Raw genomic sequence first — 24,348 nt, 5'->3', positions numbered from 1 at the left:
ATGGACGTCCGCGCCGCCGAGATCTCGGCCATCCTCAAGGATCAGATCAAGAATTTCGGCCAAGAGGTCGAGGTTTCCGAAGTCGGTACGGTGCTGTCCATCGGTGACGGCATCGCCCGCGTCTATGGTCTCGACAAGGTGCAGGCCGGCGAGCTGGTGGAGTTCCCGGGCGGCATCCGCGGCATGGCGCTGAACCTCGAAGTCGACAATGTCGGCGTCGTGGTGTTCGGCGACGACCGCGCGATCCGCGAGGGCGACACCGTGAAGCGCACCGGCGCCATCGTCGACGCCCCGGTCGGCATGGGCCTTCTCGGCCGCGTGGTCGACGCGCTCGGCAACCCGATCGACGGCAAGGGCCCGATCGAGTACACCGAGCGCCGCCGCGTGGACGTGAAGGCGCCCGGCATCATCCCGCGCAAGTCGGTGCACGAGCCGATGTCGACCGGCCTCAAGGCGGTGGACGCGCTGATCCCGGTGGGCCGCGGCCAGCGCGAGCTGATCATCGGCGACCGCCAGACCGGCAAGACCGCGATCATCCTCGACACCTTCCTGAACCAGAAGCCGTTGCACGACGCCGGCGCCGAGAGCGAGAAGCTCTACTGCATCTACGTCGCCGTGGGTCAGAAGCGCTCCACGGTCGCCCAGTTCGTGAAGGTGCTCGAAGAGTCGGGCGCGCTGCCGTACTCCATCGTCATCGCCGCCACCGCCTCCGATCCGGCGCCGATGCAGTTCCTGGCGCCCTTCACCGGCTGCGCCATGGGCGAGTTCTTCCGCGACAACGCCATGCACGCGGTGATCGGCTACGACGACCTGTCCAAGCAGGCCGTCGCCTACCGCCAGATGTCGCTGCTCCTGCGCCGTCCGCCGGGCCGCGAAGCTTACCCGGGCGACGTCTTCTACCTCCACTCCCGCCTGCTGGAACGCGCCGCCAAGATGAGCGACGAGCACGGTGCCGGCTCGCTCACCGCGCTGCCGGTCATCGAGACCCAGGGCAACGACGTGTCGGCGTTCATCCCGACCAACGTCATCTCGATCACCGACGGCCAGATCTTCCTCGAGACCGACCTGTTCTACCAGGGCATCCGCCCGGCGGTGAACGTCGGCCTCTCGGTGTCGCGCGTGGGCTCCTCGGCCCAGATCAAGGCGATGAAGCAGGTCGCCGGCAAGATTAAGGGCGAGCTCGCGCAGTATCGCGAGATGGCCGCCTTCGCGCAGTTCGGCTCCGACCTCGATGCGACGACCCAGCGTCTCCTCGCCCGCGGCGCCCGCCTCACCGAGCTTCTGAAGCAGCCGCAGTTCTCGCCGCTGACGACGCCCGAGCAGGTCGCCGTGATCTACGCCGGCGTGAACGGCTACCTCGACGGCATCCCCGTCGGCGACGTCGGCCGCTACGAGGAGGGCCTGCTGATCCTGATGCGCGGTCAGCACAAGGACATCCTCGACGGCATCTTCAAGGAAAAGCAGCTCACCGACGAGCTCGGCGCGAAGCTGAAGGCCGCCGTGGAGAGCTATACGAAGACGTTCGCGTCGCAGGAGACGGCGAAGGCGGCCTAAGGCCCCTTTGCCGCCGGCCAGGAAACACAGATGCCGTCTCTCAAGGATCTCAAAGTCCGCATCGCCTCGGTGAAGGCGACGCAGAAGATCACCAAGGCCATGCAGCTCGTGGCCGCGGCGAAGCTGCGCCGTGCGCAGGAGGCTGCCGAAGCCTCCCGCCCCTATGCCGAGCGCATGGCCGCCGTCCTCGCCAACCTCGCCCAGATGACGGCCGGCGACCCGGACGCTCCGGTCCTGATGACCGGCAACGGCAAGTCGGACACGCACCTGCTCGTCGTCTGCACGGCCGAGCGCGGGCTCTGCGGCGGCTTCAACTCCTCGATCGTGCGCAAGGCGGTGTTCGACGCGCGCGACCTGATGGCCGCCGGCAAGGAGGTCAAGTTCCTCTGCGTCGGCCGCAAGGGCTTCGACATTCTGCGGCGCCTGTTCCGCGAGCAGATCGTCGGCCTGATCGACTTCAAGTCGGTGCGCCGCGTCGGCTTCCAGCAGGCGCACGAGGTCGGCGACAAGCTGGTGGACATGTTCGAGGCCGGCGAGTTCGACGTCGCGACGCTCTACTACGCCGAGTTCCGCTCGGTGATCAGCCAGAAGCCCACCGGTCTCCAGCTCATTCCGGCCGCCGCCGAGGTGCACGCCTCCGAGGAGGACACCCACGCCGGCAACGCCGTCTACGAGTACGAGCCGGACGCGACGGACATCCTCGACGCGCTGGTGCCGCGCAACATCCGCGTGCAGATCTTCCGAGCGCTGCTCGAGAATGCTGCGTCGGAGCAGGGCGCACGCATGTCGGCGATGGACAATGCCACCCGCAATGCCGGCGAGATGATCGACCGGTTGACGCTGCAGTACAACCGAACCCGCCAGGCGCAGATCACCAAGGAGCTGATCGAGATCATCTCCGGCGCCGAGGCGCTCTAGGAAGCCGATCGCGCCGCTTCGGCGGTGCCGTTCGACAGGAGTTCGGATGCTTCGTCTCATCGTCACCCTCGCCGTGTTCGGCCTGCCGGCGCTGTTCCTCGGCGTCGCGCATTCGGCCGCCGACGCCAAGGTGGAGACGATGTGCGAGCGATACGTCGCCGCCGACGCGCACGCCCAGTCGGTGGTCGCGGAGTTCATCCCGCAAGGGGGCGACTATTGCGGCTGCATGGCGCGCTATCTCGCCGACGACCCGGCCCGCGCCGCCAAGGTGGCCGAGGCCTACGACATGCTCGTCTCCCTCGCCAAACAGACCGGCATGGAGATGACCGCGGTTCGCCGTGGTGTGCGGGAGGGGACGCTCGCCGTCGAGCTCTCCCCCGACGAACGTAAGGAACAAGCCGACCTCCTCGCGACCCTTGCCAACGTGGAGCGGGTTGTCGGTCAGAATTATCGCACGAACGGCCGATGTCCGGCATGATGTGCGCAAGATCTCTTGCGCGTTCCGCCGAAGCCGTTCAAAGCATTCATCACGTCAAGATCCCAAGGACCCCGCCCCATGGCTGAGACTGCAACCGGAGAAATCACCCAGGTGATCGGCGCCGTCGTGGACGTGAAGTTCACCGACCACCTGCCGGCGATCCTGAACTCGCTGCATACCGACAACAACGGTCAGCGCCTGGTTCTGGAGGTTGCGCAGCACCTCGGCGAGAACACGGTCCGCACCATCGCCATGGACGCCACCGAGGGCCTCGTGCGCGGCCAGACGGTGACCGACACCGGCACGCCGATCGAGATGCCGGTGGGCGACGGCACGCTCGGGCGCATCATGAACGTCATCGGCGAGCCGATCGACGAGGCGGGCCCGATCACCTACGACACCACCCGCCCGATCCACGCCCCGGCTCCGTCCTACGTCGAGCAGTCGACCGAGGCGGAGATCCTCGTCACCGGCATCAAGGTCGTCGACCTGCTCGCCCCCTACGCCCGCGGCGGTAAGATCGGCCTCTTCGGCGGCGCCGGCGTCGGCAAGACGGTGCTCATCCAGGAGCTCATAAACAACGTCGCCAAGGCGCACGGCGGCTTCTCGGTGTTCGCCGGCGTCGGCGAGCGCACCCGCGAGGGCAACGATCTCTATCACGAGATGATCGAGTCCGGCGTGAACAAGCTGGGCGGCGGCGAGGGCTCCAAGTGCGCCCTGGTCTACGGCCAGATGAACGAGCCGCCGGGCGCGCGTGCCCGCGTCGCCCTCTCCGGCCTCACGATCGCCGAGCACTTCCGCGACCAGGGCCAGGACGTGCTCTTCTTCGTCGACAACATCTTCCGCTTCACCCAGGCGGGCTCCGAGGTGTCGGCGCTGCTCGGCCGCATTCCCTCGGCGGTGGGCTACCAGCCGACGCTCGCGACCGACATGGGCGCGCTGCAGGAGCGGATCACCACCACCACCAAGGGCTCGATCACCTCGGTGCAGGCGATCTACGTGCCGGCCGACGACCTGACCGACCCGGCCCCGGCCACCTCCTTCGCCCACCTCGACGCGACCACCACGCTCAACCGCTCGATCGCGGAAAAGGGCATCTATCCGGCGGTGGACCCGCTCGACTCCACCTCGCGCCTCCTCTCGGCGCAGATCCTCGGCGAGGAGCACTACAAGACCGCCCGCGACGTGCAGCAGGTGCTGCAGCGCTACAAGTCGCTGCAGGACATCATCGCGATCCTGGGCATGGACGAGCTCTCCGAAGAGGACAAGATGACGGTGGCGCGCGCCCGCAAGATCGAGCGCTTCCTGTCGCAGCCCTTCCACGTCGCCGAGGTGTTCACCGGCAAGCCGGGCGTGTTCGTCGAGCTCGCCGACACCATCAAGGGCTTCCGCGGCCTGGTGGACGGCAAGTATGACGACCTTCCGGAGGCGGCCTTCTACATGGTCGGCACCATCGACGAGGCGATCGAGAAGGCTCAGGAGCTCGCCGAAGCCGCCTGATCCACGCCCCGGCGCGGCGTTCCGGCGCCGCGCTCCGCGCATTTGACCTGCCCTTCAAGGACCGACGACCATGGCCGCCACCTTTCCCTTCGAACTCGTCTCGCCGGAGAAGCTCTTGTTCTCCGGTGATGTGGAGGCCGTGCTCCTCCCGGGGGCGGAGGGCGAACTCCAGGTGATGGCCGGCCACGCGCCGCTCCTCGCCCTGCTCGAGCCCGGCATCATGGAAGTGACCGGCGGCCCCGCCGGCAAGCAGCGCGTCTTCATCGACGGCGGGTTCTGCGACATGAACGGCGAGAGCTGCACGGTGCTCGCCGAGGCCGCGACGGCGGTCGAAGACCTCTCCGCCGAGGCGATGGACGAGATCATCGCGGAGGCCGAAGAGGCCGCCGCCGCGCTGGAGGGCGGCGAGCGCGACGAGGCCAACCGCCGCATCGCCACGCTGCGCACCGTGAAGGCCGCCATCTGAGGCGTCCGCGCGGGGAGGGCGGCTCCGCCGTTCTCGACCATCGTCGAAGTTCAATTCGGTTCGGCCGCGTCGTCACGATCGCGGCCGAATTCGTTTGAGGCGATCTCCGACGGCACGGCCGGGGCTCCGACGACGTCGTCGCCATGCGCTGAATGGCCGCCGTGCGGGATGCTCGAGGATGTTGCGCCGGTTCGGGGAACGTGGAAGAGGCAAGCCATAGCCGTTTTGTTCGGCAATGGAGTTTCAAATGACGAAAGCCATGCTGGCGATCGTGGCCATCGCCGCGCTCGGCGCCACAACCGCAGCGGAGGCCGCCGGCCCCAAGCCGCTCCCCGAAAAGAACGCCGCGCATGGCGCGCCGTCGCAGCAGGCCGAAGCGCCGCAGGGCAGCGGCAACGTGCTCGGCGAGACGCTCGGCACCACGCGCCCCGAGGATGCTCGCGGCGACGAGACCAACCCCGTCGTCGAGGCGATGGAAGGCGAGAAGAACGAGCGCCTGCCCGTCGAGCGCGTCAAGCCGAAGTGACGCTGTCGCCGCGCGGCGGTCGACGTCGCGCGGCTCCGCTTCGGCCTATTCGGCCGCCAGCGCCGGCGTCGCCGGTTCGAACGGCAGGGAGGCGATCTTGGCGTCGATCGCCTTCAACACGTCCCGGGAGAACGGCCCCGTGTGGGTATAGGCGGCGAGCGATAGGAACACCGCCTCCAGCGAGCGCGTGTCGCGGCGCGCGGCATGCAGCAGCGTGCCCCAATAGAGCCGCTTGCCCTCCTTGGCGGTAATCCCCATCACCCAGGAGAGGCGCAGGACGAACAGCGCATTCTTCATGAAGCCCGAGCGCAGCACGTCGATATTGGCGTGATCGAAGCGCAGTAGATCGGCGAGGCGCCGCACCCGGCGGTGATAGGCCTTGAGGTCGTAGGTGCGGGCCACCACGGTGCGGAAGTCGCGCAGGATCTCGGCGCGCGGGCGCAGCGTGTCGAAGTTGAGGCCCTGGGTGCACTGGTCGGCGCTGCCTTCGGCGAGAGCCTCTTCCATCGAAAGCGGGGGGTGGAGCCGCCCTTCCTTCGCAAGACGGCGCGTGAGCCCGGTCTCGGGCAGGGCGTAAAGTAGGCCCACCATCGCGATGGGGATCGCCGCTTCCTCGATGAGGTCGGCGATGGCGTCGCCCACCGACCCCTTCTCCTCGTCGAAGCCCACGATGAAGCCCGCCAGCACCGCGAGCCCCGAGGCGTACACCTTGTGCACGCTCTCGGCGATGTTGCGCTTGGTGTTCTGCTTCTTCTTGGTGGCGTTGAGAACGTTGTCGTCCGGGCTTTCGATGCCGATGAACACGCCGAGGAAGCCGGCCTTCGACAGCATCGCCATCAAGTCGTCGTCGTCGGCGAGGTTCAGCGACGCCTCGGTGGAGAAGTCGAACGGGTAGTTGCGCTCTTCCTGCCAGCGGATCAGCTCGGGCAGGAACTGCTTCACCGCCTTCTTGTTGCCGATGAGATTGTCGTCGACGAAGTTGACGTGGCCGCGATAGCCGAGGGCGTGGATCGCGTCGAGCTCGGAGAGGATCTGCGCGTTGGTCTTCGTGCGCGGCTTGCGGCCGAAGAGCTCGATGATGTCGCAGAACTCGCAGGTGAACGGACAGCCGCGCGAATATTGCACGGTCATCTGAAGATATTTCTCGCGCTTCAGCAGCTCGAAGCGCGGGATGGGCGAGTGCGTCACGTCGGCCTTGAACTTCTCGGCGTCGAAGCGGCCGCGCTCGGCGCCGTTCCGCCAGGCTGCGATCACCTCGCCGATGACGCTCTCGGCTTCGCCCACCACGACGAAGTCGACATGGGCGAAGACGTCGGGGCTCGACATGATGTCGGGGCCGCCGATCATCACCTTCTTGCCGAGGCTGTGGGCCCAGTCGATCACGTGCAGCAGGTCGGCCCGCTGCGGCAGCATCCCGCCCGTCATGATGAGGTCGGCCGCCTCGATGTCGGCATCGCTCAAGGTCTCGATGTTGCGGTCGACGATGCGCACGGGCCAGTCGTCCGGTAGCATCGCGGCAACCGTGGCGAGGCCGAGCGGCGGCATCGGATACTCGGCGCCGTACATGCGCGACGTCTTCTCGAACGACCAGAAGGATCCGCCCATGAAGCGCGGGTGGATCATCAGCACACGCGTGGGACCGGGCCGCGGCGGGCCGGTCATCTCGACGAAGGAGGTGGTGGCTTCGTCGGCGTTGGTCGAGGGGAGACTCATGCGCTAATCCTTTGTCGACCGGCAATCGCCCCGCACTATGTCACACGTCCTGCAGGTGGCCCACCCCCCCTCGGTGCGTCGGCACGGTCATCGGCCAGGGGCGGCGAGCGGCCGCACCGCGTTGGAGCGGCAGGGCGAATCCGCCCCGCCGTCGGCATCGGGGCCGCAGGGTGGTCGTCTGCGCACATGAGATATCGGCATAATGATATCTTTATGTCGTTGCATGCGCGCCGGAGGCACCCTATACACCGCCCAACAGACCCAAGGGAAAGATCCATGACGCTTTCGGACGTGAACTACGTCGTCAAAGACATCGAGCTCGCCGACTACGGCCGCACCGAGATCGGAATGGCCGAGGTGGAGATGCCCGGCCTGATGGCGGTTCGCGAAGAGAACGCCGCTGCGCAGCCCCTCAAGGGCGCCCGGATCGCCGGCTCGCTGCACATGACCATTCAGACCGCGGTGCTGATCGAGACGCTCGTCGCTCTCGGCGCCGAGGTGCGCTGGGCGTCCTGCAACGTCTTCTCCACCCAGGACCACGCCGCCGCGGCCATCGCCGCCGCCGGCATCCCGGTGTTCGCCATCAAGGGCGAGACGCTGCAGGAATACTGGCAGTACGCCGACCAGATCCTCGACTGGGGCGACGGCGAGACCTGCAACATGATCCTCGACGACGGCGGCGATGCGACGCTGCTCGTCATGCTGGGCGCGCAAGCCGAGACCGACCCGTCGGTTCTCGAGAGCCCGTCCAACGAGGAGGAGACCTACCTCTTCGAGACCATCAAGGCCCGCCTCGCCACCGACCCGACCTTCTATTCGCGCTGCAAGGCCAACATCCGCGGCGTGTCGGAGGAGACCACCACGGGCGTGCTGCGCCTCTACCAGATGGAAAAGCGCGGCGAGCTCGCCTTCCCGGCGATCAACGTCAACGACTCGGTCACCAAGTCGAAGTTCGACAACAAGTATGGCTGCCGCGAGTCCCTCGTCGACGCGATCCGTCGCGGCACCGACGTGATGATGGCCGGCAAGGTCGCCATCGTCTGCGGCTACGGCGACGTGGGCAAGGGCTCGGCCGCCTCGCTCGCCGGTGCCGGCGCCCGCGTGCTCGTGACCGAGATCGACCCGATCTGCGCGCTTCAAGCTGCGATGGACGGCTTCGAGGTCGTGACCGTGGAAGACGCCGCCCCGCGTGCCGACATCGTCGTCACCGCCACGGGCAACAAGGACGTCCTCACGGTCGACCACATGCGCAAGCTGAAGGACATGGCGATCGTCTGCAACATCGGCCACTTCGACAACGAGATTCAGGTCGCCGGCCTGAAGAACATGAAGTGGAAGAACGTGAAGCCGCAGGTGGACCTCGTCGAGTTCCCCGACGGCAAGCGCATGATCCTTCTGTCCGAAGGCCGCCTCGTGAACCTCGGCAACGCCACGGGGCACCCCTCCTTCGTGATGTCGGCGTCGTTCTCCAACCAGACGCTCGCCCAGATCGAGCTCTGGAACAACGGCGGCGCCTACGAGAACAAGGTCTACGTGCTGCCCAAGCACCTCGACGAGAAGGTGGCCGAGCTGCACCTCGCCAAGCTCGGCGCCAAGCTCACCAAGCTGTCGCAGGAGCAGGCCGCCTACATCGGCGTCGAGCAGGACGGCCCGTACAAGACCGAAGCCTACAGGTACTGAATGACACCGCCGTTCACGCCCCTCGTTGCGCAGCTTCCGGCCTCGGTCCCCTTCGTGGGGCCCGAGGCGCAGGAGCGCGCCCGCGGCGCCGCCTTCACGGTGCGCGCCGGCGCCAACGAAAACGCCTTCGGCCCCTCGCCGAAGGCGATCGCCGCCATGAGCGAGGCGGCGGCCGGGGCGTGGATGTACGGCGATCCTGAGAACTTCGACCTCAAGGCCGCGCTCGCCGCCCATCACGGCGTCGCGGTCGAGCGCATCGCGGTGGGCGAGGGGATCGACGGCCTCCTTCAGAACCTCGTCCGCCTCTTCGTCCGCGAGGGGACGCCCGTCGTCACCTCGGCGGGCGCCTATCCGACCTTCAACTACCACGTGAACGGCTTCGGCGGCCGCCTCGTGACGGTGCCCTATGCCGGCGACCACGAGGACCCGGACGCGATCCTCGCGGCGGTGCGGGCCGAGGCGGCGCCGCTCGCCTATTTCGCCAACCCCGACAACCCGATGGGCTCCTCCCATCCGGCCGGGCGCATCGCGGGGCTGATCGAGGCGATGCCCGAAGGCGCCGTCCTCGCCCTCGACGAGGCCTATGCCGAGTTCGCCGACCCGTCGGCGGTGCCGCCGATCGGGCTGGAGCATCCGGGCCTCATCCGCCTCAGGACCTTCTCGAAGGCCTATGGGCTCGCCGGGATGCGCATCGGCTACGCGATCACGACGCCGGAGCTCGCCAAGGCGTTCGACAAGGTGCGCAACCACTTCGGCGTGAACCGCGTGGCGCAGGCCGGCGCCCTCGCCGCGCTCGGCGACCAGGCCCACCTCGACGCGGTGCTCCACGCCGTCGCCGCCGCCAAGGCCCGCATCGGCGACATCGCCGCCGCCCACGGCATGACGGCGCTGCCGAGCGACACCAACTTCGTCACCATCGACACCGGCTGCGACGGGGCGGTCGCCCGGGCGCTCGTCGCCGCGCTCGCCACCCGCGGGGTGTTCGTGCGCATGCCGTTCGTGGCGCCGCAGGATCGCTGCATCCGCGTGACGGCCGTCTCCGACGCGCTGCTCGACCTCTTCGAGGCCGAGCTCGGCCCGGCTCTCGCCGAGGTCGCGCCGATGGCGAGCGTCGCCGCCGGCTGAGGCGCCGCCTCAGTCCTGGTAGCTGCGCCGCCCGAGCCGGCTCGCCGCCCGGTCGGCGTCCTGATAGATCTGGTTGGAGATGCGCCCGTCGTTGCCGATGAGGTTGGGCGAATCGGTGCGCCGGTAGTCCTGATAGCTGGAGGAGCCGGCCTGCTCCTCCACCAGGAAGGGCGAGTTCATGCCCACGCCGGGCACGAGATCGTCGTCGTAGACGACGCCGTTCTTATAGGCGAGCTGGGTGTCGCCGAAGCCGTTCTGGGCCTGCGCGGCGGCCAGGGGTGCCGCGACGAAAAGTGCCACCATCGCCAGTCTCGCCGTCATCCGATCCTCCTCGATCCGCACCGAGTGTGCGGGGGTTTCGCGCGTGTCGTGCCGCTCTCGATGAACGTCTATCCCGCCGATGCTTTCCACCCGGTTAGCCGGCAAGGGGTTTCAAACGGCGTGCGGTCTGCCACATAGGGAAGCCGAAGATCCTCCCTTGCGACAGGACGACCCCCATGGAAGTCGAGCTCACCGTCTACCTTTCCGGCGAGATCCATACGCAGTGGCGCGAGCAGATCGCCGACGGGGTGGACGAGTTCGATCTGCCGGTGGACCTCACCGGTCCGGTGGAAGACCACTCCGCCTCCGACGACTGTGGTACCACCATTCTCGGGCACGAGGACAACCCGTTCTGGAAGGACCACAAGGGCGCCAAGCTCAACGCCATCCGCAATCGCACCCTGATGGGCGAGGCCGACCTCGTGGTGATCCGGTTCGGCGAGGACTATCGCCAGTGGAACGCGGCGTTCGACGCCGGCTATGCCGCCGCCCTCGGGACCCCCTACGTCGTGATGCACGCCAAGGAGCACACCCACGCCCTCAAGGAGGTGGACGCGGCGGCGCTCGCGGTGTGCGAGACGCCGGAGCAGGTGGTGGCGATCCTGCGCTACGTCACGCGCGGGGAGCTGATGCGTCCCTCGCCCTCCCTGTCGCTGGTGCGCTGAGCCGGGCGGCGCCGGAGCCGCCCCGGATCCGAGCCGCGAGGAGCCGAGCCACGAGGATCGGGGCGAAGAGGGGCCGTGCCACAAAGGGGTGGGCCGCCCGCCACGGGGCTTGCGGTGGGCGCCCGCCCGGCTAGGGTCGGGGCCATGACGAAGATCGTATCCGCCATCGTCCTCATCGCCATGGCCGCCCATCTCATCCGGCCCCTCGGCCTGCCGGGACTGCGCCGCCGCGGCGACGTGTGGAAGCTCGCGGTGGTCGCGTTTCTCGTCATCGTGGCGGTGGTGGCGGTCCGGCCGGAGGGGTGAGCCGGCGCAGTTTGTTTCGCTTTGATGGAACCTTCCTGCCCGGGCAGTGATTTTTCGGTCATCGAACCTGATGGAGCGTGACCGATGGACTTCCTTACCTGGGCGATTATTTTCGCCGTCGTCGCCGTGATTGCGGGCCTCTTCGGCTTTACCGGCATTGCCGCCGGAGCGGCGACCATCGCGCGGATCTTGTTTTTCGTCTTCCTCGTCATCGCGGCGATCTTCATCGTCCTCGTGGTGATCGGCGGGGCTGCCGTTTCCGGATGAGGCGGGCGCCGGCGCGTGGGACGAGTCGCCGCGCGCCGGCGCGATGAAATGGCCGTGAACATCGCGGACGCACGGCCTTCGCCACCGTAGATGGGGGACGGACCCTTGAGGTGGCGCCATGGGACGGCTCGACTCCTTCCTGACCTTCGACAGTTTTGCCGACGTGACCGACGGCCACGTCTATCGCAGCGTGCCGGACGACTGGGTGCTGGGGCTCACCGACGTGGTGAACTCCACCGACGCGGTGGCACGCGGCGATTATAAGGCCGTGAACATCGCCGGGGCTTCGGCGATCAGCGCGATGATCAATCGCCTCGGAACGCGGGACTTTGCCTTCAGCTTCGGCGGGGATGGCTGCGCCTTCGCCCTGCCCGGCGCCGACCGGGAGGCCGCCGCGACGGTGCTCGGCGAGACCGCCGCCTGGGTGCGCGACGATCTCGGCCTCGATCTGCGGGCGGCCCTCGTTCCGGTGGCGGCGGTGCGTGCGGCGGGGCGGGACGTGCGGGTCGCCGTGTTCCGGCCGACGCCGCATGTCGCCTACGCGATGTTCGACGGCGGCGGCCTCGCCTTCGCCGAGGCGCGGATGAAGGCGGGCGACTTCGCCGTGCCGCCGGCGGGGGAGGGGGCGCGGCCCGATCTCAGGGGCTTGTCGTGCCGGTGGAAGCCGATCGCGGCGCGCAACGGGCGGATGCTGTCGATGGTGGCGCGGCCGGGGCCGGCGGGTGACGCGGCGTTTCGTGCCGCGGTCGACGGGGTGCTGGCGCTCGTGGGCGAGGTGTCGAGCCGGCCGCTGCGGGAGGCGCCCGAGATCGCCGCCTTCTCGGCGCGGGGGGCGCGGCTCGAGGCGCTGGCGACGCGGGGCCGGGCGCCGGCGTGGCGGCGGACGCTCCGGGTGATGGCGCACCAGGCGCTCGGCTGGCTGGTGTTCCGCACCGGCATCCGCATCGGCGTGTTCGATCCGGCGGCCTACCGGGCGCTGGTGGCGCTCAACGCCGACTTCCGCAAGTTCGGCGACGGGCTGCAGCTCACCCTCGACGGCGACGCGGCGCTGGAGGCGGCGCTCGTCGACCATCTCGACGCGGCCGAGGCGGCGGGGGCGCTGGTCTACGGCCTCTTCGGCCAGGACGCGGCGCTGATGACCTGCATCGTGCCCGCCCTCGGCGACGACGGGCACTTCCACTTCATCGACGGGGCGGGCGGCGGCTACACGGCGGCGGCGCGGGCGCTGTCGGCGAAGGGGTGAGCCTGCGCGAAGAGCGCCGGCGCGGCGGCCGCGCGGCGGTGTGGTGGGGCGGGACGGGACGCATGGCGCGACCTCGTGATGATAATGGTGGGTCGCTCCATGCGTCCCGCCGTTCGGCAGCTGGCTCGGTCGGGGGCGTACTCGCCGCGCGGGACGAAGCGTCCGCGTGCCCGCTCAGCGGTTGGCATCGGCCGTGCCGCCAGAGGTGCTGCAGCCGTGGCCCGCACTTAGGGTCGGTGCGACGCGCCGCTGAGGGCCCATCCGATCCGCCGGCCTTCCGCGGTGTGCGTTGCTCCGCGAAAAGGCCGACCGCCGAAGCCCTCGATCCTCGCATCGGCCGGTCCGGACACGCCTCCCCTCGGCCGAGGGCAGGGGGAGTATGGCATCGTGGACCGGGGCGGGGATAAGACGGGCGACCCGACCCCTCCGGCATCCGCGGCTCCTCGCCGGCGGGCTTGAGCTACCGGGAGATTGGCGTGGGGAGGGATGCGGGGCGCTCTTGCCGGGCGCCGAGGATTTCGATGCCGACGACCCGGTCGCCCTCGTCATGGTCGAAGACGACGCCCGGTCGGAGCTTCTCGCTCTCGACGAGCGCGCCGTTGGCGAGCGTGAGGGAGGCGGCGTCGTACCGCGCTTCAGTGGTCACAGCGGCCCCTCGCATTTCGGTCGAGGACGCTGGGAGATGCTTCGTAGCGACGAAGCGCGATCAGCTGTCGACCTTCAAGGCGGCGATGAACGCCTCCTGCGGGATCTCCACCTTGCCGAACTGGCGCATCTTCTTCTTGCCCGCCTTCTGCTTTTCCAGAAGCTTGCGCTTGCGGGTGGCGTCGCCGCCGTAGCACTTGGCCGTCACGTCCTTGCGCAGGGCGCGGATCGTTTCGCGGGCGATGATGCGGCCGCCGATCGCCGCCTGGATCGGGATGACGAACATGTGCTGCGGAATCAGCTCCTTGAGCTTCTCGCACATCGCCCGCCCGCGCCGCTCGGCCTGGGAGCGGTGGACGAGCATCGCGAGCGCATCCACCGGCTCGGCGTTGACGAGGATGTTCATGCGCACGAGGTCGCCGGCCCGGTAGTCCGAGATCTGGTAGTCGAACGAGGCGTAGCCCTTCGACACCGACTTCAGCCGGTCGTAGAAATCGAACACCACCTCGTTGAGCGGTAATTCGTAGGTGACCATGGCGCGGCTGCCGACATAGGAAAGCTCGGTCTGGATGCCGCGCCGCTCCTGGCAGAGCTTCAGGATGCCGCCGAGATATTCGTCGGGCGTCAGGATGGTTGCCTTGATCCAGGGCTCGGCGATCTCCTCGATCTCGTTGGGCTCGGGCATGTCGACGGGGTTGTGGAGCTCCCGTTCCTCGCCGCTGGTGAGGAGGAGCTTGTAGACCACCGACGGCGCCGTCGCGATGAGGTCGAGGTTGAACTCGCGCTCGAGCCGCTCCTGGATGATCTCGAGGTGCAGGAGCCCCAGGAACCCGCAGCGGAAGCCGAAGCCGAGCGCGGCGGAGGTCTCCATCTCGAACGAGAACGAGGCGTCGTTGAGGCGCAGCTTGCCCATGGCCGCGCGCAGGTCCTCGAAGTCGTTGGCGTCGATGGGGAAGAGGCCGCAGAACACCACCGGGATCGCCGGCCGGAAGCCCGGCAGGGGGGCGGCGGCGGGGCGCTTGTCCTCGGTGATGGTGTCGCCGACGCGGGTGTCGGCGACCTCCTTGATGCCGGCGATGAGGAAGCCGATCTCGCCGGGGCCGAGGCTGTCCACCTCGAGCATCTTGGGGGTGAAGACGCCCACCTTGTCGACGCCGTACTTGGCGCCGGTGCGCATCATGCGGATGGTCTGGCCCTTTTTCAGGTGCCCGTCGATCATCCGCACCAGCGTCACGACGCCCAGATACGCGTCGTACCAGCTGTCGATCAGCATCGCCTTCAGCGGCGCGTCGGGGTTGCCGTGGGGGGCGGGCAGGCGCTTGACGATCGCTTCGAGCACCGCCGGCACGCCGAGGCCGGTCTTCGCCGAAATCTCCAGCGCGTCCGAGGCGTCGAGGCCGATGACCTCCTCGATCTGGGTGCGGATGCGCTCGGGTTCGGCGGCGGGGAGATCCACCTTGTTGAGGACGGGGATGATCTCGTGGTCGTTGTCGATCGCCTGGTAGACGTTGGCGAGCGTCTGGGCCTCGACGCCCTGGGAGGCGTCCACCACCAGGAGCGAGCCTTCGCAGGCGGCGAGCGAACGGTTCACCTCGTAGGCGAAGTCGACGTGGCCGGGGGTGTCGATCAGGTTGAGCTTATACTCTTTGCCGTCCGAGGCGTGGTAGATCAGGCGCACGGTTTGCGCCTTGATGGTGATGCCGCGCTCGCGCTCGATGTCCATGGAATCGAGGATCTGGTCCTTCATCTCCCGCTCCGTGAGGGAGCCGGTGACCTGGATCAGACGGTCGGCGAGGGTGGACTTGCCGTGGTCGATGTGCGCGACGATCGAGAAGTTGCGCACGTTTTCGATGGGGCGAGCGTCACCCGCGCTGTTGGCGCTGGCGGCGGCGTCGGCATCGGGCAAAGGGGCGAGGTCATCCATCCCCCCTAGATAGCAGCGCCGAGGGGGGATCGGAAGGCGCCGCGAAGGGGTGGGAGGCGAGTTTCGCGCCGCCCTACGCGCCCTCCTAGTGGTGGCAGTGGAAGGCGCCGCGGATGGGTCTGTCGGCGCACAGGATGCCGCCCCACTGGTAGCCTCTGCCGCCGCGCCAGGCGATCAGGAACCAGTCGTAGCCGTTGAGGTGGACGCCGGTGTTTTCCAGGATGCGGATCGGGGTGCCGTCGCCGAGGCCGGCGACGCGGTGCGAGCGGGCCGAGGGGCGGGCGCGCACGTTGCCGCCATAGGAGCGGCCGGAGACGGGCAGGACCTCGCGGCCGGGGCCGCCATAGCCCGGGCGCGGGCCGGGGCCGCCATATCCGGGGCCGCCATGTCCGGGGGTTGGGCGGGGGCCGGGGTCGGGCCGGCCGTAGCCCGGATCGGGATTGGGGCCGGGGCGGGGACCGCCGCCATAGCCGCCGCAGGTGCCGGGGATCGGGGTGAGCGTGATGTAGCCGTCGCCGCAATAGCCGGAGGAGATCGAGCCGCGCAGCTCACGGCTTCCCGGTGCGGCGAACATCGTGCCGGTGATGCCGGAGACGGACGGCGGCGAGACGCGCACCAGGCGGTAGCTGGCGTCGGGGCCGTGGCCGCTCTTCTGCCAGAAGAAGGTGCGGCCGTCGCTTTGGAAGGTGATGCCGCCGGTCGAGGTGCTGGCCTCGAAGCGGTAGGCGGCGCGACATTCGTTGCCGCGAGGCTGATGGTAGCCGCGCACGCCGCTGTACTCGCAGGCGAGCGCGGAGCCGGCGGCGACGAGGCCCGCGCACACGGCGAGGGCGAGACTGATCGGTCGCATGGGCGTCCTCCACGGATGTCGATGCCGGGGAGGATGGAAGGGCGAGACCCGGTCCGCAGGAGCCGGCGCGCCCCGAGCCCTGTCGGCAGCGTTGTTTTGCCGCAACGATAGGTGGCCGAGGCGCGGTGGAAAAGCCTAGATGCAACGCGGGCGCGGAGGGCGGCACCTCAGCCGGTGCGGGCGCGCGACAAGGCGGCGGAGAAGGCGTCGGCGAAGGAGGCGCGATCGTCGGGGTTGAGGAAGGCGCCGATGGTGATCGAGCGGCCGTGCGAGCCGAGGTCGAGCCGGGTGACGCCCTCGTCGTCCACCCGGGTGACGGAAAGGCGGGCCCACATCGTCTGAAACCGATGCTCGGTGACGCGGCCGGCGGGGGTGACCTTGCGCACCAGCACCTCCGCCGGGCTCACCGACACCTCCTCGAAGGCGCGGCCGGAGCGGTAGGAGAGGCGGAAGGCGCCGTAGAGAAGGGCGACGTCGAGAACGGCGAAGCAGGCGACCGGCCAGGCCCCGAAGGCGAGCGCGCGCAGGCCGGCGAAGCCGAGCGCGGCCGTCACGATGCCCATCGTGATCCAGAAGCCGCGACGGCTGAGCGAGCGGTGCGGGAACAACACCGCGTGAAAGGATTGCGCGGACGAATTCGGCATGAAGGAACTATAGACCGCCCCGCCTGCGAAACGAAGACCGATATCGGCATGATTCCTCGCCTCCGCCAGCCGCCGCAAGCACGTGGCAAGACGCCGTCCGCGTCCCCGGTCGCAAGGCTCGGGGCGGCGGACGGGGCGGGTGCGCCGGCCTCGTTCTCTCCGGCCTCGTTCTCTAAGGCGAGGACGTTCCCCGTCGCGCTCCCGCCGGCGTCCGCCGGCGCAAGCTTCGGCCTTGCCGGATCGTCCGACCGCCGGGCGCGACGGTGGGATGGGTCGACGGCGGGTGGGGGTTCCAGACACGCGGTCGCCGTGCGCCCGGCGCTCCTGCAACCTCGCGTCGGCGTCGGCGTCGGCGTGGGCGTGGGCCGGGGGGCGGGCGCGTCACGGCCGGGCCCTTCCGGCGGCGGCGCCGGCCTCGGCCCGCGCGCCTGCCTTCGTTCGGGGCCCCGAACGAGGAGGGGGACGAGGAAGGCGATGGCGACGGCGGCGGCGGCGTGAGCGGGCGGGGATGGCGGGTCGCCGCGGCGATGGTGGCGCTCGCGGCGATGCTGCCGGTGGCGGCGGGGCTCGTCGGCATCCTCGCGCCGGCGTTCGGCCACCTGCCGGCGCTCGGCCATCGCGGCGTGTCGCTGGCGCCGTTCGCCGCGCTCTTCGCGGCGCCGGGGATCGCGACGTCGGTGCTCCTCAGCGCCGCGACGGGACTCGCGGCGACGGCGCTCGGCGTCGGCCTCACGATGCTCCTCCTCGCCGCCTCCTATGGCGGGCGCTCGCTCGTCGTCGCCGAGCGGCTGCTCGCGCCGATCCTCTCGGTGCCGCACGCGGCGGCGGCGGCGGGCTTCGTGTTCCTGTTCGCGCCGACGGGGTTCGTGCTGCGCCTCCTCTCGCCGTGGCCGAGCGGGCTCGAGGCGCCGCCCGATATCGCCCTCGTGGGCGACCCCTACGGCATCGCCCTCGTCCTCGCGCTCGCCATGAAGGAGACGCCCTTTCTCTTCATGATGGCGCTGGTCGCCCTGTCGCAGGTGGAGGCGGCGGGGCGCGTCGGCGTGGCGCGCAGCCTCGGCTACGGGCGGATGGCGGCCTTCCTCCACGCCGCCTGGCCGCTCGTCTATCGCCAGATGCGGCTGCCGGTGCTCGCCGTCCTCGCCTTCGCCGCCTCGGTGGTGGACGTCGTGATGATCCTCGGGCCGCGCCAGCCGGCCCCGCTCGGGGGGCGCATCGTGACCTGGCTGCAGGCGGCCGACCTCGACGGATGGTTCCTCGGCAGCGCCGGGGCGGTGGCGATGATGGGGCTGGTGCTGCTCCTCGTGGGGCTGTGGCGCGCCGGCGAGGCGGTCGCCGGGCGGGCGGCGGCGCGGCTGCGCCTCGGCGGCCGCAGGTGGCGGCGCGACCGCGTGGCGCGGGTCGCCGTGCTCGGCTTCGGCGCCGTCGCGGTGGCGGCGATGGCCGTCTCCTTCGCCGGGCTGATGCTCCAGTCGGTGGCGGGCTACTGGCCGTTTCCCGACGTCCTCCCCGCGACGGTGGGCCTTGCCGTGTGGCAGCGCCGCTTGGCGATGGCGGCGGCGACGCTCGGCGACACGCTGACGATCGCCCTCGCGGCGACGGCGGCGGCGCTTCCCCTCGCCGTCGTCCTGGTGGAGGCGGCGCGGCGGGGCGGCGTCTCCACCCGCCTCGTCTACGTGCCGCTGATCGTGCCGCAGGTGGCGTTCCTCTTCGGCCTCGACGTGCTCGCGATCCGGGCCGGGCTGACGCCGGGGCTCGGGGCGGTGATCCTCGCCCACATGGTGTTCGCCTTGCCCTATCAGGTGATCGCGCTGGCGGGGCCCTGGCAGGCGCTCGACCCGCGCTTCGAGGCGGTGGCGGCGAGCCTCGGGGCGGGGCCGGTGCGCCGCTTCGTGACCGTGCGCCTCGCGATGATGACGGCGTCGCTCCTCGTGACGGCGGCGGTGTCGGTCGCGGTCTCGGTGGGGCTCTATCTGCCCACGCAGATGATCGGGGCGGGCCGCGTCGCCACGGTGACGACGGAGGCGGTGGCCGCCGCGACGGGCGGCGACCGGCGCCTCCTGGGGCTCTATGCGACGCTGCAGCTCGTCATTCCGCTCCTCGCCTTCGCCGTGGCGCGCTGGGTGCCGGCGCTCCTGTGGCGCCGCCGGCGCGGCATGCGGCCGGTGCGGTGGGCGGCCTGATGCTGCGCTTCGATGAATTCGCCGTGGCGCTCGGCGGGCGCACCCTGGTGCGGCTCGACGGGACGGTGGCGGCGGGCAAGGTGCTCGCCGTGATGGGCCCGTCGGGGGCGGGCAAGTCGTCGCTTCTGAAGGCGGTGGCGGGGCTGATCGGGCCGCCCTTCGTCGTCTCGGGGCGGGTGCTCGTCGGCGAGGAGGACATCACGCGTCTGCCCGTCGAGGCGCGCGGCGTGGGGCTGATGTTTCAGGACGCGCTGCTTTTTCCACACATGTCTGTGGTGGGGAACGTGATGTTCGCGGTGCCGCGGCGGGTGGCGCGCTCGCGGGGGGCGCGACGGGAGGTGGCGATGGGCCATCTCGGCCGCGTCGCGATGGCGCACCTTGCCGAGGCCGACCCGGCGACGCTGTCGGGCGGGGAGCGCAGCCGCGTGGCGCTTGCCCGCACGCTCGCCGGGGCGCCGCGGGTGCTGCTCCTCGACGAGCCCTTCGCCGCGCTCGACCAGGCGCTCAAGGCGCGCACCCGCGACATCGTGTTCCGCCTCGCCGCCGAAGACGGGCTGCCGGTGGTGATGGTGAGCCACGATCCGGCCGACGCGGAGGCGGCGCGAGCGCAGGTCGTCGAGATCCGGCCTTGCCAAGAGGGGGAGGGATCCTGATATTGCGGCCTGGGAGGTCGGCGGTGGACGGGCCGCTCGCCAACCGGGTCAGGTCGGGAACGAAGCAGCCCTAACGATTCCGGTCCGGGTCATTTCGCCGGCCTCCTAATTGTTCTTCTTCCCCATGCGCGCCGAGCTCGTCGCGCGCCCGCGCGAGCGAGGAGCGATTGGCGGACGATCTGGCCGACCCCTTGGCGAAGCTGGCAGACCCCTTGGCGAAGAAGGAGGGCGGCGCCGGCTACACGGTGCTGGCGCGCAAGTATCGCCCGACCCATTTTGGCGAGCTGATCGGCCAGGGGCCGATGGTGCGCACCCTGCGCAACGCCTTCGCCCACGACCGCATTCCCCAGGCCTGGATGCTGACCGGCGTGCGCGGCGTCGGCAAGACCACCACCGCCCGCATCCTGGCGCGCGCTCTCAACTACGAGCGCGAGGGTGAGGAACGGCATCCGACGGTGGACTTCACCGCCCCGGGCGTCCACTGCCAGGCGATCATGGAGGGGCGGCACGTCGACGTGATCGAGATGGACGCGGCGAGCCACACCGGCATCGCCGACATCCGCGAGATCACCGACGCGGCGCGCTACAAGCCCGTCTCCGCGCTCTACAAGGTGTACATCATCGACGAGGTGCACATGCTGTCGACGGCGGCCTTCAACGGCCTCCTGAAGACGCTCGAGGAGCCGCCGGCGCACGTGAAGTTCATCTTCGCCACCACCGAGATCCGCAAGGTGCCGGTGACGGTGCTGTCGCGCTGCCAGCGCTTCGACCTGCGCCGCATCGAGACGGAGGAGCTGACGCGCCACCTCTCCGGCATCGCCGCGAAGGAGGGGATCGACGCCGACACCGAGGCGCTGCGGATGGTGGCGCGGGCGGCGGAGGGGTCGGTGCGCGACGCGCTGTCGCTCTTCGACCAGGCGATCTCGCACGGCGGCGGGCGGGTGAGCCCGGAGGACCTGCGCGACATGCTGGGTCTCGCCGACCGGGCGCGCGTGGTCGACCTCTTCGAGCTCGTCATGAAGGGGGAGGCGGCGGGGGCGCTCGCCGAGCTCGCCGCCCAGTACGAGGTGGGGGCGGACCCGGCGGTGGTGCTGTCCGATCTCGCCGCCTTCACCCACCAGGTGACGCGGCTCAAGGTGACGAACGCGGCGCCGGAGGAGGGCGAGACGCAGGAGGTGCGCGAACGGGCGGCCGACTTCGCCGCGCGCCTCGGCATGGCCTCGCTGAGCCGCATGTGGCAGGCGCTGCTCGCCGGCATCGCCGAGGTGCAGGCCGCGCCGAAGCCGGTGATGGCGGCGGAGATGGTGCTGATCCGCCTCTGCTATCTCGCGAACCTTCCCGATCCCTCGGCGCTGCCGCTGACGGCCTCGCCCGACGCGCCGGCGCGCTCCGCCGCGGCCGGCGGCGGCGACGGGCCGCGGGGCGCGGCCGGTCAGGATGGGGTGGCGAGGGGCGAGGCGTCGCGGGATGTGGCGATGCGGGGCGAGGCGTCGCGCGTGGTGGCGGTCGCGGGCGCTCGGGAGGCCGGCGCGACGGTGCCGCGTGCCTCGACGTCCGCGCCGGTGCCGGGGAGTGCGCCGCCGGTCCGCGCGGCCGAGCGCGGGGCGCCGCCGGCCGCGAGCGAGACCGATATGGAGGTGGAGACCGGGGCTGAGGAGCCGCCGCCGATCGACGCCTATCCCGACATGATCGACGACGATGACGGCGCGCCCTACGGCGAGGCCGGCTATGGCGCCGATTCCTATGGCGCGGATCCCTACGGTGCCGACGCCTACGGCGCGTCCTACGACGATCCGTTCGCCGGGCCGTTCGACGACGACGCCGGGGCGCCGGTGGAGAAGGCGCCCAATCCGGAGACGTTCGCCGAGATGGCCGCGCTCATCGGCCGCCATTCGGTGCGGCTGAAGCACGCGGTGGAGCGCTCGATGCGGGTCAAGCGCTTCGAAAAGGGCCGCATCGAGGTGTCGCTGGAGGCCGGCACGCCGACCGACATCGCCGGCGCGCTCGGCGCCAAGCTCACCGAGGTGACGGGCGAGCGCTGGCTCGTGATGGTGTCGGAGGGCAGCACCGCCCCGACGCTGCGCGAGACCTACGAGGCCGAGCAGGCGCGCCTCATCGAGGAGGCGAAGGGGGACCCCCTCGTGCGGGCGCTGCTGGAGCGCTTCGACGACGCCGAGATCACCGCCGTGCGGACCGGTGAGGTTGGCGGCCCCGCTGCCGACGCACCGAACCGGCGGGCGCACGGCGAATCCTGATACACGCCGACAGACACACGCCGACGGGGAAGTCCGATGGACATATTCAAGATGATGGGCAAGGCGCGCGAGATCCAGTCGCGCATGGGCGAGCTTCAGGAGGAGCTGAAGCTTCTCGAAGCGAGCGGCGAATCGGGCGCCGGCGCCGTGACCGCGCGGGTCAACGGCCAGATGGCGCTCGTGGCGCTGACCATCGATCCGGACCTGATGAAGCCGGACGAGAAGGAGATCGTGGAAGATCTCGTGATCGCCGCGGTCGCCGACGCGCGCGCCAAGGTGGAGGCCCTGGTGCAGGAGAAGACGCAGGGGATGATGGGCGATCTCGGATTGCCGCCGGGGCTGAAGCTGCCGTTCGGCGGCTGACCTTGGCGGCGGCCGGGTCCGAGATCGAGCGGCTGATCGCGCTGCTCGCCAGGCTGCCGGGGCTCGGGCCGCGGTCGGCGCGGCGGGCGGCGCTGACGCTCGTCAAGAAGCGCGAGACGCTGCTTCTGCCCCTCGCCGCGGCGATGGCGGAGGTGGGCGAGCGCGTGACGGTCTGCAGCGTCTGCGGCAACGTCGACACCACCGACCCGTGCACGGTGTGCGTCGACGCCTCGCGCGATCCCTCGGTGATCATCGTGGTGGAGGACGTCGCCGACCTCTGGGCGCTGGAGCGGGCCTCGGTGATGCGGGCGCGCTACCACGTCCTCGGCGGCACCATCTCCGCGCTCGACGGGACGGGGCCGGAGGACATCGGCATCGGCCGCCTGGTGGAGCGCGCCTTGGACCCCGCCGTGCGCGAGGTGGTGCTCGCCATGAACGCCACGGTGGAGGGGCAGACGACGGCCCACTACATCACCGAGCGGCTGGAGCCCCTGGCCGTCACCGTGTCGCGCCTCGCCTCGGGCGTGCCGATCGGCGGCGAGCTCGACTATCTCGACGAGGGCACGCTCGCGGCCGCCCTCAACCAGCGCCGGCCGTTCCGCTGAACCCGCCCGCCGCGGAAGGCGAAGGGGCGGCTCACGACTTGCCGTAGAACGCCTTTTCCCACTCGCGGTGCTTCTTCACCGGCTCGGTGACGAAGGGCATGACGCGGGCAACGCGCAGGATGGCGCGGTTGAGCCGGTCGAGCGCCGCCGGCAACGGGCGGTGCACGTCGAGGAGGAGGACGACGCGGACCCCGTCGGTGTCGTTCCACACCTCGTGGCGGAAGGTGTCGTCGAACACGACGCAGGTGCCCTCCTTCCAGTAGATCATCTCGTCGCCGACGCTCATCCGCACGTCTTCCGACGGGGCGGGCACGATGAGGCCGAGATGGGCGCGCAGGAGGCCCTTGTAGACGCCGCGATGGGCGGAGATGTGCGAGCCGGGGGCGAGGATCGAGAAGAAGGCGAGCTCTAGATCGGGGATGCGCTCGAGGAGACGCGCGGTCTCGGGGCAGCGGCGGCAGTTCTCCTCGGCGCGCTGGCCGTAGGCGCGGAAGAAGTAGGTCTTCCAGCCGTCGGTCTTGATGATCTTGCGCTGGGTCTTGGAGATGTACTGCATGGTCGGCAGATCGCCGGTGGTGGGCAGCACGCCTTCGAGCTCGCCGCGGATCGTCTCCCAGTTCTCCTCCAGCATCCTCGCCCAGGGGAAGTCCTTGTTGTCGAACACCGGCTTGTCGCCGACGAGCGAACCCTTGCCCATCCACGCCTCGAGCTGGCGTGTGGCGGCCTTCCCCGGCCAGTTGACGGCTTTCTTGATCCGGCTGCGCACGGTCGGGCGCTTGGGTTTTGCCGGTCCTAAGGTCTGTTGCATGACCCGCATCCTTCGGCAGCTTCCAGCACAAAGGATGGGAAGGAGGCTGGCGACGTCAACGGACGACATGTCACGCCGACGCGAGGTTCGGGGGCGTCAGGTCCGGCGGGAGGCCAGGGCGGCGGCCTCGATTCGGGCGATCCAGGCGGCCTTGCAGTCGCCGTAGGCGTGCGAATCCTGCGGGTGGATGCGCCGGCAGCGCCGCTTCTCGCGCTCGTAGGCGCGGGCGAGGCCCGGATGGGCACGCAGATGATCGCGGAAGGCGAGGTGGCGGTCGATCTCGGGCGAGCCGCGGGCGTAGGCGTGGAGCTGCTCGAGGCGCCGGCCGCCGGTGTCCGCGAGGGTGAAGTAGCGCCGGCCGGGGAGGCCGAGCTCGCCCCAGGCGGCGTAGCCGAGGGCTTCGAGGGCGACTTGCCGGCGGTCGAGGCCGGCAAGGTCGCGCACCACCAGGAAAAGATCGAGGACGGGCTTCGCCGCGATCCCTGGAACGGCGGTCGATCCGATATGATGGACGGCGAGGAGCCTGTCGCCGAGGGCGGCGGCGAGGACGGCGCCGCGTCGCCGGGCACGGGCGGCGAAGGCCGGATCGTGGGAGCGCAGCTCGACGGGAATGGGCGGCGGCATCGGCGTGTCCGGGCGGTGGCGGTGGCGGAAGC

25 protein-coding genes and 1 other RNA gene are annotated in these 24,348 nt (G+C 70.2%); 18 read left to right on the top strand and 8 right to left on the bottom strand.

Going from position 1 to position 24,348, the window contains the following annotated elements; translation table 11 throughout:
* The 6 genes from atpA to JCR33_RS06225 all read left to right on the top strand — a co-directional run bounded on the left by atpA (nt 1) and on the right by JCR33_RS06225 (nt 5,442).
* Nucleotides 1–1,554: a F0F1 ATP synthase subunit alpha gene (gene atpA, locus JCR33_RS06250; RefSeq protein ID WP_198881156.1), complete on the top strand. Its 1,554-nt coding sequence runs from the start codon at nt 1–3 to the stop codon at nt 1,552–1,554.
* 30 nt (nt 1,555–1,584) lie between these two features.
* Nucleotides 1,585–2,472, top strand: coding sequence for a F0F1 ATP synthase subunit gamma (locus JCR33_RS06245; protein WP_198881155.1), 888 nt, complete (start codon nt 1,585–1,587; stop codon nt 2,470–2,472).
* Nucleotides 2,473–2,518: 46 nt separating this feature from the next.
* Nucleotides 2,519–2,950, top strand: a complete 432-nt coding sequence (locus JCR33_RS06240; protein WP_198881154.1) for a hypothetical protein — start codon at nt 2,519–2,521, stop codon at nt 2,948–2,950.
* 78 nt (nt 2,951–3,028) lie between these two features.
* A complete protein-coding gene (gene atpD / locus JCR33_RS06235; protein WP_198881153.1) occupies nt 3,029–4,450 on the top strand; it encodes a F0F1 ATP synthase subunit beta in 1,422 nt (473 codons plus the stop codon).
* Between the two features lie 70 nt (nt 4,451–4,520).
* A complete protein-coding gene (locus JCR33_RS06230; protein ID WP_198881152.1) occupies nt 4,521–4,916 on the top strand; it encodes a F0F1 ATP synthase subunit epsilon in 396 nt (131 codons plus the stop codon).
* Nucleotides 4,917–5,163: 247 nt separating this feature from the next.
* Nucleotides 5,164–5,442, top strand: coding sequence for a hypothetical protein (locus JCR33_RS06225; protein ID WP_198881151.1), 279 nt, complete (start codon nt 5,164–5,166; stop codon nt 5,440–5,442).
* Between the two features lie 45 nt (nt 5,443–5,487).
* On the opposite strand, the gene JCR33_RS06220 is transcribed toward JCR33_RS06225, so the two are convergent.
* Entirely contained in the window at nt 5,488–7,155 is a 1,668-nt protein-coding gene (locus tag JCR33_RS06220) for a B12-binding domain-containing radical SAM protein (protein ID WP_232372309.1), read from the bottom strand.
* Nucleotides 7,156–7,431: 276 nt separating this feature from the next.
* On the opposite strand from JCR33_RS06220, the gene ahcY reads away from it, so the two are divergent.
* On the top strand, nt 7,432–8,835 hold the full coding sequence (gene ahcY / locus JCR33_RS06215) for an adenosylhomocysteinase (RefSeq protein ID WP_198881150.1): 1,404 nt from the start codon (nt 7,432–7,434) through the stop codon (nt 8,833–8,835).
* Nucleotides 8,836–9,960 (top strand): pyridoxal phosphate-dependent aminotransferase, encoded by a 1,125-nt coding sequence (locus JCR33_RS06210; protein WP_198881149.1) that lies wholly within the window; start codon nt 8,836–8,838, stop codon nt 9,958–9,960.
* 9 nt (nt 9,961–9,969) lie between these two features.
* Here the strand turns inward: JCR33_RS06210 and JCR33_RS06205 are convergent, their stop codons facing one another.
* Nucleotides 9,970–10,281 (bottom strand): hypothetical protein, encoded by a 312-nt coding sequence (locus JCR33_RS06205; RefSeq protein WP_198881148.1) that lies wholly within the window; start codon nt 10,279–10,281, stop codon nt 9,970–9,972.
* A 176-nt stretch (nt 10,282–10,457) separates the two neighbouring features.
* On the opposite strand from JCR33_RS06205, the gene JCR33_RS06200 reads away from it, so the two are divergent.
* The 4 genes from JCR33_RS06200 to JCR33_RS06185 all read left to right on the top strand — a co-directional run bounded on the left by JCR33_RS06200 (nt 10,458) and on the right by JCR33_RS06185 (nt 12,762).
* Nucleotides 10,458–10,946 carry a YtoQ family protein gene (locus JCR33_RS06200; RefSeq protein ID WP_198881147.1) on the top strand — a complete coding sequence of 163 codons (489 nt, stop codon included), beginning with the start codon at nt 10,458–10,460 and terminating at the stop codon, nt 10,944–10,946.
* Nucleotides 10,947–11,090: 144 nt separating this feature from the next.
* Nucleotides 11,091–11,252: a hypothetical protein gene (locus JCR33_RS06195; protein WP_198881146.1), complete on the top strand. Its 162-nt coding sequence runs from the start codon at nt 11,091–11,093 to the stop codon at nt 11,250–11,252.
* A gap of 84 nt (nt 11,253–11,336) precedes the next feature.
* Nucleotides 11,337–11,519 (top strand): DUF1328 domain-containing protein, encoded by a 183-nt coding sequence (locus JCR33_RS06190; RefSeq protein ID WP_198881145.1) that lies wholly within the window; start codon nt 11,337–11,339, stop codon nt 11,517–11,519.
* 118 nt (nt 11,520–11,637) lie between these two features.
* On the top strand, nt 11,638–12,762 hold the full coding sequence (locus tag JCR33_RS06185; protein ID WP_198881144.1) for a DUF3095 domain-containing protein: 1,125 nt from the start codon (nt 11,638–11,640) through the stop codon (nt 12,760–12,762).
* A 460-nt stretch (nt 12,763–13,222) separates the two neighbouring features.
* On the opposite strand, the gene JCR33_RS06180 is transcribed toward JCR33_RS06185, so the two are convergent.
* The 4 genes from JCR33_RS06180 to JCR33_RS06165 form a co-directional block, all read right to left on the bottom strand.
* Nucleotides 13,223–13,408, bottom strand: coding sequence for a DUF2283 domain-containing protein (locus JCR33_RS06180; RefSeq protein ID WP_198881143.1), 186 nt, complete (start codon nt 13,406–13,408; stop codon nt 13,223–13,225).
* Between the two features lie 60 nt (nt 13,409–13,468).
* The gene (lepA, locus tag JCR33_RS06175) at nt 13,469–15,331 is read right to left on the bottom strand and encodes a translation elongation factor 4 (protein ID WP_198881142.1); all 1,863 of its coding nucleotides are present in this window, start codon (nt 15,329–15,331) and stop codon (nt 13,469–13,471) included.
* 85 nt (nt 15,332–15,416) lie between these two features.
* Nucleotides 15,417–16,181, bottom strand: a complete 765-nt coding sequence (locus tag JCR33_RS06170) for an SH3 domain-containing protein (RefSeq protein WP_198881141.1) — start codon at nt 16,179–16,181, stop codon at nt 15,417–15,419.
* A gap of 167 nt (nt 16,182–16,348) precedes the next feature.
* Entirely contained in the window at nt 16,349–16,825 is a 477-nt protein-coding gene (locus JCR33_RS06165; protein WP_198881140.1) for a DUF2244 domain-containing protein, read from the bottom strand.
* Between the two features lie 494 nt (nt 16,826–17,319).
* Between JCR33_RS06165 and JCR33_RS06160 the strand changes: the two genes are divergently transcribed.
* The 6 genes from JCR33_RS06160 to recR all read left to right on the top strand — a co-directional run bounded on the left by JCR33_RS06160 (nt 17,320) and on the right by recR (nt 22,884).
* Entirely contained in the window at nt 17,320–19,008 is a 1,689-nt protein-coding gene (locus JCR33_RS06160) for an ABC transporter permease (protein WP_198881139.1), read from the top strand.
* A complete protein-coding gene (locus tag JCR33_RS06155) occupies nt 19,008–19,661 on the top strand; it encodes an ATP-binding cassette domain-containing protein (RefSeq protein ID WP_198881138.1) in 654 nt (217 codons plus the stop codon). Before JCR33_RS06160 ends, JCR33_RS06155 begins: the two co-directional genes overlap by 1 nt.
* Before the next feature lie 12 nt (nt 19,662–19,673).
* Nucleotides 19,674–19,770: signal recognition particle sRNA small type (gene ffs, locus JCR33_RS06150), an RNA gene on the top strand.
* 58 nt (nt 19,771–19,828) lie between these two features.
* Nucleotides 19,829–21,916, top strand: a complete 2,088-nt coding sequence (locus JCR33_RS06145; RefSeq protein ID WP_198881137.1) for a DNA polymerase III subunit gamma/tau — start codon at nt 19,829–19,831, stop codon at nt 21,914–21,916.
* Between the two features lie 36 nt (nt 21,917–21,952).
* Nucleotides 21,953–22,279, top strand: a complete 327-nt coding sequence (locus JCR33_RS06140; protein ID WP_198881136.1) for a YbaB/EbfC family nucleoid-associated protein — start codon at nt 21,953–21,955, stop codon at nt 22,277–22,279.
* Nucleotides 22,276–22,884 carry a recombination mediator RecR gene (gene recR / locus JCR33_RS06135; RefSeq protein WP_198881251.1) on the top strand — a complete coding sequence of 203 codons (609 nt, stop codon included), beginning with the start codon at nt 22,276–22,278 and terminating at the stop codon, nt 22,882–22,884. Before JCR33_RS06140 ends, recR begins: the two co-directional genes overlap by 4 nt.
* 31 nt (nt 22,885–22,915) lie before the next feature.
* On the opposite strand, the gene JCR33_RS06130 is transcribed toward recR, so the two are convergent.
* Both JCR33_RS06130 and JCR33_RS06125 read right to left on the bottom strand, forming a co-directional pair.
* Nucleotides 22,916–23,692, bottom strand: a complete 777-nt coding sequence (locus JCR33_RS06130) for an aspartyl/asparaginyl beta-hydroxylase domain-containing protein (RefSeq protein ID WP_198881135.1) — start codon at nt 23,690–23,692, stop codon at nt 22,916–22,918.
* A gap of 96 nt (nt 23,693–23,788) precedes the next feature.
* Nucleotides 23,789–24,316 carry a GrpB family protein gene (locus JCR33_RS06125; RefSeq protein WP_198881134.1) on the bottom strand — a complete coding sequence of 176 codons (528 nt, stop codon included), beginning with the start codon at nt 24,314–24,316 and terminating at the stop codon, nt 23,789–23,791.
* Between the last annotated feature and the right edge of the window lie 32 nt (nt 24,317–24,348).

Source organism: Acuticoccus mangrovi, from assembly GCF_016411865.1.
Lineage (GTDB): Bacteria > Pseudomonadota > Alphaproteobacteria > Rhizobiales > Amorphaceae > Acuticoccus > Acuticoccus mangrovi.
Note: the sequence above shows the minus strand (reverse complement) of the source record. Positions and strands in the feature narration are given on the sequence as shown.

Coding starts and splice junctions, on each gene's coding strand:
- lepA (WP_198881142.1), bottom strand. CDS start 15,331: ATGGATGACCTCGCCCCTTTGCCCGATGCCGACGCCGCCGCCAGCGCC.
- ahcY (WP_198881150.1), top strand. CDS start 7,432: ATGACGCTTTCGGACGTGAACTACGTCGTCAAAGACATCGAGCTCGCC.
- JCR33_RS06190 (WP_198881145.1), top strand. CDS start 11,337: ATGGACTTCCTTACCTGGGCGATTATTTTCGCCGTCGTCGCCGTGATT.
- JCR33_RS06170 (WP_198881141.1), bottom strand. CDS start 16,181: ATGCGACCGATCAGTCTCGCCCTCGCCGTGTGCGCGGGCCTCGTCGCC.
- JCR33_RS06220 (WP_232372309.1), bottom strand. CDS start 7,155: ATGAGTCTCCCCTCGACCAACGCCGACGAAGCCACCACCTCCTTCGTC.
- JCR33_RS06230 (WP_198881152.1), top strand. CDS start 4,521: ATGGCCGCCACCTTTCCCTTCGAACTCGTCTCGCCGGAGAAGCTCTTG.
- JCR33_RS06245 (WP_198881155.1), top strand. CDS start 1,585: ATGCCGTCTCTCAAGGATCTCAAAGTCCGCATCGCCTCGGTGAAGGCG.
- JCR33_RS06200 (WP_198881147.1), top strand. CDS start 10,458: ATGGAAGTCGAGCTCACCGTCTACCTTTCCGGCGAGATCCATACGCAG.
- JCR33_RS06125 (WP_198881134.1), bottom strand. CDS start 24,316: ATGCCGCCGCCCATTCCCGTCGAGCTGCGCTCCCACGATCCGGCCTTC.
- JCR33_RS06165 (WP_198881140.1), bottom strand. CDS start 16,825: ATGCCGAATTCGTCCGCGCAATCCTTTCACGCGGTGTTGTTCCCGCAC.
- JCR33_RS06140 (WP_198881136.1), top strand. CDS start 21,953: ATGGACATATTCAAGATGATGGGCAAGGCGCGCGAGATCCAGTCGCGC.
- JCR33_RS06225 (WP_198881151.1), top strand. CDS start 5,164: ATGACGAAAGCCATGCTGGCGATCGTGGCCATCGCCGCGCTCGGCGCC.
- JCR33_RS06185 (WP_198881144.1), top strand. CDS start 11,638: ATGGGACGGCTCGACTCCTTCCTGACCTTCGACAGTTTTGCCGACGTG.
- JCR33_RS06130 (WP_198881135.1), bottom strand. CDS start 23,692: ATGCAACAGACCTTAGGACCGGCAAAACCCAAGCGCCCGACCGTGCGC.
- atpA (WP_198881156.1), top strand. CDS start 1: ATGGACGTCCGCGCCGCCGAGATCTCGGCCATCCTCAAGGATCAGATC.
- JCR33_RS06210 (WP_198881149.1), top strand. CDS start 8,836: ATGACACCGCCGTTCACGCCCCTCGTTGCGCAGCTTCCGGCCTCGGTC.
- atpD (WP_198881153.1), top strand. CDS start 3,029: ATGGCTGAGACTGCAACCGGAGAAATCACCCAGGTGATCGGCGCCGTC.
- JCR33_RS06195 (WP_198881146.1), top strand. CDS start 11,091: ATGACGAAGATCGTATCCGCCATCGTCCTCATCGCCATGGCCGCCCAT.
- JCR33_RS06240 (WP_198881154.1), top strand. CDS start 2,519: ATGCTTCGTCTCATCGTCACCCTCGCCGTGTTCGGCCTGCCGGCGCTG.
- JCR33_RS06155 (WP_198881138.1), top strand. CDS start 19,008: ATGCTGCGCTTCGATGAATTCGCCGTGGCGCTCGGCGGGCGCACCCTG.
- JCR33_RS06205 (WP_198881148.1), bottom strand. CDS start 10,281: ATGACGGCGAGACTGGCGATGGTGGCACTTTTCGTCGCGGCACCCCTG.